This window comes from Lactobacillus gallinarum (assembly GCF_002160635.1).
GTDB lineage: Bacteria > Bacillota > Bacilli > Lactobacillales > Lactobacillaceae > Lactobacillus > Lactobacillus gallinarum.
In genome coordinates this window covers 1-11269 of the sequence record NZ_NFKZ01000009.1, presented here as the reverse complement: position 1 = coordinate 11269, position 11269 = coordinate 1, and the positions used below count along the sequence as shown (strand labels likewise).

Sequence of the window (11269 nt, the reverse complement as noted above, 5' to 3'; positions counted from 1 at the left end):
TTATTTTGCCTACTAAAAAAAGCCGCTTCCCAGGTTTGAACTGGGGACCTCCTCCTTACCACGGCGGTGCTCTACCTATTGAGCTAAAGCGGCGTTTCTATTGTATCAAAAAAGGCGAAGATATTCATTCTGAATATCTTTGCCCTTTAAAAATTCCTAATCCAAGAGTAGAAAAAGCCTACAAATATATATGAGGTTATTAAACTTTAATCAATGACTAGTTCTTAACAACATCCTTGCTGTTCAGCCATTGCTTCTTGTTAATTCTAACAATCTTCTTGTGGTTAACCTTCTTAACAGCCTTTGCTGTGAAAGTTGAACCCATTTTAACTGTCTTCTTAGTCTTCTTAGCATTCTTAGTGTAAACAGCAACCCTTTGGTTCTTGGTGTCTTTAACAATGACGAAGATCTTGTCACCCTTCTTAATTGATGGGTTAGTTGGTACGTCTTCAGCAACACCTAACTTTGGAGCAGTAAATGAAGTAGCTTGAGCGGCATTACTACCGATACCGACAAGACTTAAGCCGATTACTAAACTTGAAACAACTTTTAAAACTTTTCTTGATTCTAACATTTTAATAACCTCTTTCTATTTACTTGCTTTCTCTTTACGCTTTTACTATAACACTATTTAGCCAAAAGTAAACAAGATGGTTAAATATTTCACAATAAATATTCAAAAGGCTATATTTTACAATTGCGCTCTGTGTCAGCATTCTTAAATTGTATATCGGTATAATTATATGCATATATTGTTGCAGTATTCTACATCGTATAGTCATCATGTGAATTTGTAAAATAACTTATATTGATTATTTTGCTTTTTGTGGCAAAAATAAAATAACAGTTTATCTAGTAAAATATTATTTTATTTAATTCACGCTTTTTCAGTATTCAAAACTGCATAAAATCAGTTACTATATTAGTTAAATTTCATATAGTATTTCTGAAAACAAAAAAATGAGATGAATTATCATCCCATTTTCTCTGATTAATTACTTAATTGTAACCAAAGTGTACTTTCTCTTACCCTTACGGATAATTACATACTTACCATCGAAGGCGCTTGATGGATCAACTTCAAAGTCAACGCTTTGTTCACGATCACCATTAACATAGATCGCACCATTCTTAATGTCTTCACGTGCTTGACGCTTTGAAGGTTCAATCTTGGTATCAACTAAAAAGTCAACCAAGTTCTTCTTTTCGCTGCCTGCTTCTGCACTTGGAGCGTTCTTCAAACCTTGTTCAATTTGAGTTACTGATAAGTTCTTAATATCACCTGAGAACAATGCATCAGTAATCATTTGAGCTTCTTTAAGACCGGCTTCACCATGAACGAACTTAGTTACTTCTTCAGCTAAACGCTTTTGAGCAGCTCTCTTCCAAGGTTCCTTTTCAGTCTTTTCAGCCAAGTCTTCGATTTCTTCACGGCTAAGGAAAGTAAAGTACTTAAGGTACTTAACAACGTCACGGTCATCTTGGTTAATCCAGAATTGGTAAAATTCATAAGGACTAGTCTTTTCAGGATCAAGCCACACAGCACCACCAGCTGACTTACCAAACTTAGTACCATCAGCCTTAAGCATCAATGGAATAGTCAAACCAAATGCAGGACGATCTGCACCTTCAAGCTTGTGAATAAGGTCGATACCTGCAGTGATGTTACCCCATTGATCACTACCACCGATTTGAAGTTGAACACCATCATCTTTGTTCAAGTGGTAGAAGTCGATGGCTTGCAAAATTTGGTAAGTAAATTCAGTGAATGAAATACCGTTTTCAAGACGACTAGCAACAACGTCCTTGTTAATCATGTTGTTAACTTGGAAGAACTTACCGTAATCACGCAAGAAATCGATTAAGTTAAGCTTGCCAAGCCATTCAGCATTGTTTCTAATTTCAAAGTTTTCAGTACCAAACAACTTCTTCATTTGGTTAGTCAAGCATTCTTCATTGTGCTTAACTTGGTCGGCAGTTTGCAAAGTACGTTCAGTCTTACGACCTGATGGGTCACCGATTGCACCAGTACCACCACCGATCAAAATTACTGGGTGGTAACCTGCCATTTGGAATCTCTTCAAGATCATGAATGGAATTAAGTGACCGATGTGAAGTGAGTCACCAGTTGGGTCAGTACCACAGTAAAGAGCAAGATCATCATGTTCTGCTAAGTACTTACGTAAACCTTCTTCATCAGTTTCTTGATTAATGGCTCCACGCCACTTCAAGTCTTCTAAGATATCAAACTTTGCCATAATTTTCCTCCAATAAAAAACGTCCCCTGATCTTCCGATCAAGGGACGACTAAATTACATTATTAGCCGTGGTACCACCCACGTTTGCGCTACTGCGCCTTATTAAAGCCGGTAAAGGAGCAACCCTATTAAGTACTTCGCTAAAATCGGCCTGTCTAGCTCACACCAACCGCTAGTTCTCTGAACGCTGAGCCGACTCGCTACTCATTCGTTAGTTATGATATTAACGAGAAAAATAGTTTTAGTCAACCGCTATTTTAAGAAAACCGTTTTAATTGCGGACCATGGACCTTCTTCTCTGCCATTTAAAGCTTGTAATTTCACTTCATAACTTCTATTTCTGGTAATACCTGTAATAGCGTTAGAAGCTTGATCGGTTACTTCGTAATACCACTTGCTTGTACCTTTTTGGCGGTAAGCAATGCGGTAACTTTGTGCACTATCAATTTTCTTCCAAGCTACATGAATGTTGTGGTAAGTATTGTCAGCTTTAGCAATGGTTAAATCGACAGCTCCTGGTGTGGCATCTGAAGGAGCATAGTAGGTATGCTCAACAACTTTACTCCAAGCACCAAAATAATTATCAGTTTCTGGATTACCGTAACGAATGTAGTCAGGGTTGCTTACTCCGCGAGCTACAAAATCATAAGTTTGACCATTAACTAACTTTTTACCAATTTGAACTGGAATTTTATGACCGTTTCTTTCTAGATAGCGCGTAGCTGGAGCAGTACTTACTTCTGCAGTGTTGCTACTAGAAGTAAATGAGGCAGCCTTTGAGCCCTTCTCACGCCATGCAAGTTCGTAAGTCTTAGCATGAAGTGCATCCCTCAATGTAGCAACCACACCATCCTTAGTATCCTTCAAAGATTCAATTTCAGTATCTGTTGGCACCATGCGTGTATCAGGAACGGCTGTTAATTGGAAATCATAAAGCCCGCGAGTATTTACACTAAACACATAGGTTCCTTTAGCCAAGTACCAACTTTGGCTGGCAGTCTTATTGCCATTAACTTTGAAATCCTCTGGGTAAAGCATAGTGCTACCGCCAACAGAATTATCTTTATCAAACATGATTACGTTCATCTTGCTGAAGATGTTGCCTTTTCCAAGTTGATAAATTGGATTATTAGTCATCTTCATCGTAACCATTTGAGGTGAATCAATAGTAAAGCTGTAGTAGTCGATACTATCATAATTGTACATTTCACCCATTGCTTTGATTTTTTGACCAATTTTAATCTTTCTTGCCTTAAGGCTGCTGTTATCATTATCCTTCTTAGTTTCAACGTAAGTTTCTAAATTCTTACGAATCTTAGTCAAACGAGTATATGCAGTCTTTATGTTGGCATTCTTTGAACTGGTTAAATAGTATGTACCCTTACGCAAATAATATGTATTCTTCTTTTTGCCATAAGGAATACATGTCCATTCCATACTATTTTTCAAGGTAACATTACTATTTGTAACTAATCTACCAGCTGCAGGTAAATGTAATTTGTAAATTTTGCCTTTAGTTACATGGTTACGTTTATTAATATTAAAACTAGTAGTATTCTTTGGATTATATGTACCAGCTTGAACAGTTGTAGCAGAAAGTCCAAGAAGTGCAGCACTTGTTAGTGCCATTGTCATTATCTTTTTCATTTTAATCACCTTTAACACGTTTTTTCTTAGCTACTATTTTACCATTAGACACAAAAAAGACCGAACTTCGTGTTCGGTCTTTTGTTTAGTTATTCAACTTGTAGAAGCCCTTAGCCTTCAAGCCATAAGCTTGACCAGCAGTCATATCGTATTGAACCATTTCGTAGTCATTCAAAATTGCTTGTTGTTCTGAAGTCAATTTCTTAGGATCAACGAAGTGTCCCTTTTGATCAACTAATTGGAAGCCTTTATCACCGTTAAAGTTAATGGTGATTGCAGGAAGCTTCTTGTGAACTTCAGTAAGTAATGCTTGGTAAGGAGTTACCTTAGAATTAGTTTGTTCAAGCATCATTGCAGTGAAGTCGCTAGTGTTGACGTAATTAGTGTTGTGAGTCAACTTCTCCTTAGCACCATGTTCTCTAGCGTACTTGTTAGAGTAAATGAAGTAACGAGTAGCGTGCATTTGAACAGGATACTTAGCAGTGTAGTTTTGTGACAAGATACTTGGGTAGTGGTCACCGTAGAAGACAATGGTAATTGGCTTCTTGATCTTATCAATTTGACCAATAAACTTCTTAACTGCCTTGTCGGTGTATTGCGTACCCTTGATGTAAGTTGCCATTTGTTCACGAACGGCAGCAGTGTTGAAGAGTTCACCAGATACCTTACCCATGTATTCGTTGTTTGGATACCAGTTGTTGTAAGGCATGTGGTTTTGAATTGAGATCAAGTTAATAAATTGACCACCCTTCATGCTGTTGATTTGCTTCAAACCATTTGCATAAGTAGTGAAGTCGGAGTTGTAAGTACTCTTACCAAGTTTCTTTTGATCAATGATCTTGTATTTAGAACCAAGGTAAACGAACTTGTTAAACTTAAATCTCTTGTAGTCTTCTACTCTTGAGTAGTAAGTACCAATGAATGGGTGAACAGCTGACTTGTAGTTGAAGTCCATACCAATGGTTGGGTAGAAGTCGTAGTTTGGTACGATTTGTACATATGGAGTCAAGGTTGACTTGAACATACCCATGTTAAATCCTGTCAAAGTTTCCCATTCCATGTTGGCAGTACCACCACCATAACCTGCACTAAGCATGCTACCGTAAGTAGATCTGTCCTTCATTGATTGAATAAACTTAACTGGGTTTGGAGTTTTTGGATCAATCTTAATTGTTGGGAAAGTATATGGATCAACAAAACTTTCACTCAAGTTGTAGACAATAGTTTGATCCTTTAAAGTATTCTTTCTAGTCTTGTTAATTTCATCAGCAATCTTGCCATACTTTTCATTCAAGTGATTAATCGTAGCCTTGGAGTAATTAGATGGCTTATTCATAATCTGTAAATCGAAGTAGTTCAAGAAGTTCAATAATGGACCGTTAATTTGAATATCACGTTCAGGGTTTCTGAATGATTGCTTGTTATCAAAACCACGGTTGATGTGATAAATGATTCCGCCATCGTGGTTGAAGCGAGCTGGTGTCATAAACAAAAGCAAGCTGAGCAATGCCCAGATACCACGGCGCTTCCATGAACCCTTTTTCTTAATTGGAAACTTGATTTCAAGGAAAACAGTCAAAGCAATTACAATCACTAAAGCAACGGCAATCATAATTACCTTTTGTTGACCAACCATTGGAAGCAAGGTCTTCCAGTTAACAATTTCATCAAGTTCAGTTGGATAAATAGGTTCACCACGAAGGTTAAGCTTGATCTTGTTGGCAATGGCCCAACCAATGGTAATTACACTAACCAAAATGGTTGAAGTCCAGTAACGCGTTGTGATGAAGTAGAAAATTGCAAACATGGCATCCAAGAAAATGGCTGTCAAAATGATTGCAAAGAATCTAGTCCCGAGCAAGAAGATAACTGCGTTGATATCAGTAGCAGTCGTAATTTGAATACGTAAATTGTCTGATTCGATCAAGAATGAGGCAAAACTCAAGATATAGAACCAGCCCCAAGTAAGAAGTCTTACTCGGTTTTCAACTACCCATGCTGTGAAGTTCTTCCAACCATATTCCACAACTTCAGCTAAATTATCATGACTATTGAAGAACTCAACTGTCTTCTTAATCGGCTTTATTCTAAATAAAAAGCGGTTATACAAATAGTTCAGCGCAAGAGCTGCGATCATCATAATGACGATCATCAAGAACTTGTTAAAACCAGCACTATTAGTAAAGCGGAATGATCTTACAAACCCACCAATAATTGGTGCGTCCATAAAAATAATTATTGAAATAAAGAAACGCATATCCTTAGCGCTATAGCTAACGATTACTTTTCTAAAGATTAAGAATACTGCCAAGACCATTAAAAATAGAAATGGCGAGGTAGGATTACTTAAAAACTTAGGAGTCCAAGAATAAACTCCACTACGTCCGGATAAACGCTGATACCAGTAGACACCGTTAAATCCCGGAACCCCAATAAACATTACAAAGAATGAAAATACTCCTGCAGCAATTGACCAGCCAAAGACTTTCTTAGGGATCTTAACATTGGCCAAGAACATCCCCCAAGCAAAGTATAAGACGAGGTAAACACCGTAAATGGAGTAGTTAAAGTACATTGTACCTGCACTAGTAGCAAAGCCTACTAATGTCAATGCACTAAGCAGCAACACATTTTGCTTAGTTGTAATTCGGCGTTGCAACTCATACAGATATGGTTGAGCCAAAATACTGAAAATCAATCCAGCTAGTAAAACTGAAGTACTTGTCAAAACTGGGAAGAACACACCCCACAGCTTCCACATGACAAAACTACCTGGTCGCTTAATGAAGTTAGCCAAATACAGAAGTATCAGCGTTACAACTGCAATAATCCAGAATCTGAATGCTTCAGTTGGACGGATTTTCTTTTTGCTGTATACAGCACCAAAAGCCATCGGTACAAGCACTAATGTTGCACTACCTAGCATTCCTGGAATAAATCTCATTAAGGTACTCAATGGCAATCTACCAAAGGTCTTCCCCCATGAAAACATCTGCACTAGCATTAAAAATGCAGCCAAGATTATACAAACAATTTGACCAACATTCAGTGATTTCTTTTTATTAATCTCACTCATTTTCCTAGTCTATGTCCTTACTAAAATTTTTTTGTTATTACTTACTCTTAATTCCCAACTTCTTTTTAATTGAATATAAAATATCAACTTTTTTACCATGACCGGTAAAGAAATCAATAATATCATGCCAGAACTTGAAAATCATAATTAAAGTAATCACCAAAAAGACAATTCCTGCTTCTTGATTGCGCCAAAATTCATAAACACTGAATAAAAGCATAAACACAATTGGTGGAATCGTCAAATTTTGCATAATTGCAGTTAATACCAGAGCAATTAGCAAAGTTGCAAATCCTGCCTTCCAATCATAAAAGACCGCTACCTGAGCGGCAACTGCAACACCTTTACCGCCTTTAAAATGATCCCAAATTGGAAAACAGTGTCCTAAAATCAATCCCAGACCAGTATATGCAATATTGATATGTGCTGGGAAAACAAAATACACAATAAACAGAGCAATCAAACTTTTTAGCAAATCGCCCAAACAAGTTAAAATACCCCATTTTTTACCAAAAACAGCCCCCATGTTAGCTGTTCCTGGATTATGTGAACCATATTCTGTAGGGTTTATTTTCAAAAAGATTTTACCAACAACCATCGCTGTCAGAAAATTACCAAAAATATAGCCAATCAGCGTGGCCCAAACTCGCTCCATTAATTATCCCCTTCTCCGGTGTAATCATAGATATGATAATGCTGAATCTTGCCACTCTTAAAACTAAAGCCATTAGCTTTATTTTGTTCATTCTGGAAGGTCTCGTTATTCTGAACAACTTCCTTTTCTAATTCCAACTCTGTGCGCACTAAATCAGAAATTCGTTGCAATTCACTAGTTGGTTGAATTTGATATGCGGCATCCTCAACCTCAGCATTATAGCCATGAAGATAATCACTTGATGAGCTTTTAGCACAATCACGATAATTCATTGCAATTTGTTGTAAAGCACTAAATGGCAAGTTGGTTCGTACATTGTTTGAAACAGAGGTTAGAATTGAATCTAAATTTGATAGTGAACTAATCGAAACAGCCTTTCTAATTAGTGTCGTGATGACTTGTCGCTGTCTCTCCTGCCTACCATAATCTCCTCTAGGATCATCGTAACGCATTCTCGAGTAAGCAAGTGCTCCGGCACCACCCATATGGGTTAATTTACCTTTCTTAAAGACATAACCGCCATATTCAAAGCTAAGCGTTGGTCGAATATTAATGCCGCCAACATAACGAATCATTTTCATGATCCCGCCCATATTAACTACAGCATAATATTTAACAGGCACATTAATTAATTCAGAGACAGTGTCCATTGCCATTCTTGCTCCGCCTATCTCATAGGCAGCATTAATTTTTTCTACCCCAAACTCATCTGTACCAACCATTTGCGCCATCGTATCACGTGGAATAGAAACCAACGTATAGTGCTTCTTAGCAGGGTTAACTACAGCTAAAATCATGGTATCAGTTCGTCCACGCTTTTCTTTTCTATGAAGAGCACCAGTATCGGTTCCCATCAATAAAACAGCAAAACGTTTTTTTCCATTAAATTCACCTGTAGTTTTCACTGCAGTTTGCGGATCATAGGTTTTATCAACAGCGTTCTTTGTTCGGAAATATACAGAAGCAAAATAAGCCGCGGTCGCAACTACTGCTACTAAGACTATTATCCCCGTGACCCACGCCCAAACATGGCGCTTTTTATATTTATGATTTTGCACTCGAGTCTCTGTCGGGTGATTTCTATACTCTTTTCTACTTTTCTTCATAAATCATACCTATATGTAAATTCACATTGAGTGTATTATAACAAAAAAAGCAAATCATCGCTGACTTGCTTCCTACATCTTATTAAAATCGTTACTTATTTTTACTTTAGTGTCAATGTAATCTCAAAATTGCGGCTACTTTCAGCCTCTAATTCAATTTTATCAGTAAAAGCAGTAACTTTACCATCTTCTGCGGCTAACTTAAAATCAGTTGAAGCAATATCTATTCCATGTTCTTCATTAATTAAACTAATTTTGTTAACGCTGCTCTGACTTTGCCAAGTACTTGGCAATACAAAACCTAATGAAAATGGTAATTCCTTATGTGATGAATTCTTTAGATAAAATGATATCTTTAATTGATTGCCCTCCAAAGCATATGTTATCATCACTTCAAAATGATATGGAAAACTTTTATAGCTTTCCGGTGTATCAATTAAAGTCAAACTGACTCGAGTATCACCTTTATCTACGACAGTCCAGGGCAGTTTGCTAGCCCAGTTATTGCCTTGATCAAGCACTGGAAAAGCAATTGCCATACCCTCTTCAGTCCCATTTTCGCCGAGATAATCATAATTATCATTAATAGATACAAGATGGACCATTTTGGCCCCATTCTCATCGACAGAGACTTGTAAGAGAGAATTATCAATTGTTTGCATATTTTTCTCCCCACTTTAATTCCATTGACAAAAATAGCACTTAAAAGGGGTAACTGTCAATTTTTAACACATTACAGCCGCTTTTATGGCCGCTGTCAGCCCGACTACCATATTCTCTAAACTCATTGAAGGATAACGTCCATTCTTAGTCTGACTTGGCAAATATGGAATATGAATAAAGCCGCCCTTTAAATCAGGATAATCGTGATGAATTAAATATTGAATTTCATAAAAAAGATGATTGCAGACATATGTCCCCGCAGAATTTGAAATTTGTGCAGGGATTCCGGCATGACGAATGTCAGTTACCATCTTTTTAATTGGCAATTGTGTAAAATAGCCATCTAATCCGTCTACTTGAATTTTGCCTTCTTTAGGACCTTTACCAGAATTGTCAGGAGTTGAACCCGATTGAAAATTAATTGCTATTCTTTCGGGCGTAATAGCACCGCGACCACCTGCCTGTCCTACATTAATCACCATCTCAGGATTTTCTTTTTCAATCGCTTTCTTTACGACATCAGCACTTTGATAAAAAATAGTAGGAACTTCTAACTTAATTATTTTGTTACCAGCTATTTCATTAGGTAATCTTTTTACAGCTTCAATTGCAGGATTAATTTTCTCTCCGCCAAAAGGATCAAAACCGGTTACTAATATTTTCATATCGTTCCTCTTTCCTTAGAAAAAAATGGTAAATTTTTTTATTTATAATATAATATACTTGTTCCAAAAAATTATGAAACTAAATGTTTAAAAAATAGTTTTTGGGGCAAGTTGATAAAATAGAGCATCCCTCTTGGGGTGCTTTTTTTTCCTAAAAAAGTACAAAATAAAAAGGAGCTTCTTGCAAAGTTCCTTTTTTGTGTGAATAACCATTAATTAAATTAGTCGTCCAACTTTTCCTTGTTAACAACATCCAAGTTTTCGTCGAATGTGTAAACAACTGGTTCACCAGTCTTCATTTCAAGGTTCATGATGTCGTCATCAGAAATGTTTTCGATGTACTTAGTTAAAGCACGAAGTGAGTTACCGTGAGCTGCGATAATTACGTTCTTGCCGTCAAGTAAGTCTGGAGCAATGTGATCTTCCCAGAATGGCATTACACGGTCAAGACATACGTGTAAGTTTTCTGCCTTAGGAACGATGTGTGGGTCCAAGTTTGCGTAACGACGGTCATGTGCTTGACTGAATTCATTGTCATCATCAATAGCTGGTGGCAAAACATCGTATGAACGACGCCAAATGTGAACTTGTTCATCGCCGTACTTTTCAGCAGTCTTCTTCTTGTTCAAACCTTGAAGAGCACCGTAGTGACGTTCGTTAAGTCTCCAAGTCTTCATTTCTGGAATCCAGAGTTGGCCACTTTCTTCCAATGCAAAGTGCAAAGTCTTGATGGCACGAGTTAATAATGAAGTGTAAGCTTGATCAAATTCAAGACCGTGTTCCTTGATTAAACGACCAGCCTTCTTAGCTTCTTCAACACCTTTTTCTGAAAGGTTAACATCAACCCAACCAGTAAATTGGTTTGAAAGGTTCCATTCACTTTGTCCGTGACGGATTAAAACTAATTTTGACATGAAATATCTCCTTTTAAAATTCAATGTTTCATCCATATTTTACACATTTCACAGTTTTTTTCATAGAGAAATGAGTAAAAAACATCTTTTTTTGATGTTCACTTTCTATTATCTTCTTTTTTGTGGTACTTTTAAGTAAAATATTCAAAAAGAAGTGTAAAAAATGAAATTCGTAAATTGCAATAATAAATTGAACACTTTTAATCAAGCTGCTTGATAGATTAGATCTAATTCTCTTTCAAAGATTTCATCTGGTGTATGATATGCCAATATCTTTCTTGGTAA

9 protein-coding genes and 1 tRNA gene are annotated in these 11269 nt (G+C 36.8%); all 10 read right to left on the bottom strand.

Translation table 11 applies throughout. The annotated features are described in order from the left end of the window. Window positions 1–20: 20 nt before the first annotated feature. The 10 genes from B5E95_RS04940 to B5E95_RS04895 all read right to left on the bottom strand — a co-directional run bounded on the left by B5E95_RS04940 (window position 21) and on the right by B5E95_RS04895 (window position 10984). Window positions 21–93 (bottom strand) — tRNA-Thr (locus B5E95_RS04940). Window positions 94–217: 124 nt separating this feature from the next. After that, window positions 218–574 carry a hypothetical protein gene (locus B5E95_RS04935; protein ID WP_087235720.1) on the bottom strand — a complete coding sequence of 119 codons (357 nt, stop codon included), beginning with the start codon at window positions 572–574 and terminating at the stop codon, window positions 218–220. 421 nt (window positions 575–995) lie between these two features. Further along, complete coding sequence (tyrS, locus tag B5E95_RS04930; RefSeq protein ID WP_025005704.1) at window positions 996–2258, bottom strand: tyrosine--tRNA ligase; 1263 nt, start codon at window positions 2256–2258, stop codon at window positions 996–998. A 252-nt stretch (window positions 2259–2510) separates the two neighbouring features. Continuing rightward, window positions 2511–3905, bottom strand: a complete 1395-nt coding sequence (locus tag B5E95_RS04925; protein WP_087235719.1) for a fibronectin type III domain-containing protein — start codon at window positions 3903–3905, stop codon at window positions 2511–2513. A gap of 85 nt (window positions 3906–3990) precedes the next feature. Next, a complete protein-coding gene (locus B5E95_RS04920) occupies window positions 3991–6981 on the bottom strand; it encodes an LTA synthase family protein (protein ID WP_087235718.1) in 2991 nt (996 codons plus the stop codon). A gap of 37 nt (window positions 6982–7018) precedes the next feature. Beyond that, a complete protein-coding gene (locus tag B5E95_RS04915; protein ID WP_087235717.1) occupies window positions 7019–7636 on the bottom strand; it encodes a glycerol-3-phosphate acyltransferase in 618 nt (205 codons plus the stop codon). After that, window positions 7636–8742: an LCP family glycopolymer transferase gene (locus tag B5E95_RS04910; protein WP_087235716.1), complete on the bottom strand. Its 1107-nt coding sequence runs from the start codon at window positions 8740–8742 to the stop codon at window positions 7636–7638. The genes B5E95_RS04915 and B5E95_RS04910 overlap by 1 nt, the downstream gene beginning before the upstream one ends. Before the next feature lie 101 nt (window positions 8743–8843). Continuing rightward, window positions 8844–9404, bottom strand: a complete 561-nt coding sequence (locus B5E95_RS04905) for an aldose epimerase family protein (RefSeq protein ID WP_087176742.1) — start codon at window positions 9402–9404, stop codon at window positions 8844–8846. A 63-nt stretch (window positions 9405–9467) separates the two neighbouring features. Continuing rightward, a complete protein-coding gene (gene pcp, locus B5E95_RS04900) occupies window positions 9468–10070 on the bottom strand; it encodes a pyroglutamyl-peptidase I (RefSeq protein ID WP_087235715.1) in 603 nt (200 codons plus the stop codon). Between the two features lie 221 nt (window positions 10071–10291). Beyond that, window positions 10292–10984 carry a 2,3-diphosphoglycerate-dependent phosphoglycerate mutase gene (locus B5E95_RS04895; protein WP_003630668.1) on the bottom strand — a complete coding sequence of 231 codons (693 nt, stop codon included), beginning with the start codon at window positions 10982–10984 and terminating at the stop codon, window positions 10292–10294. Between the last annotated feature and the right edge of the window lie 285 nt (window positions 10985–11269).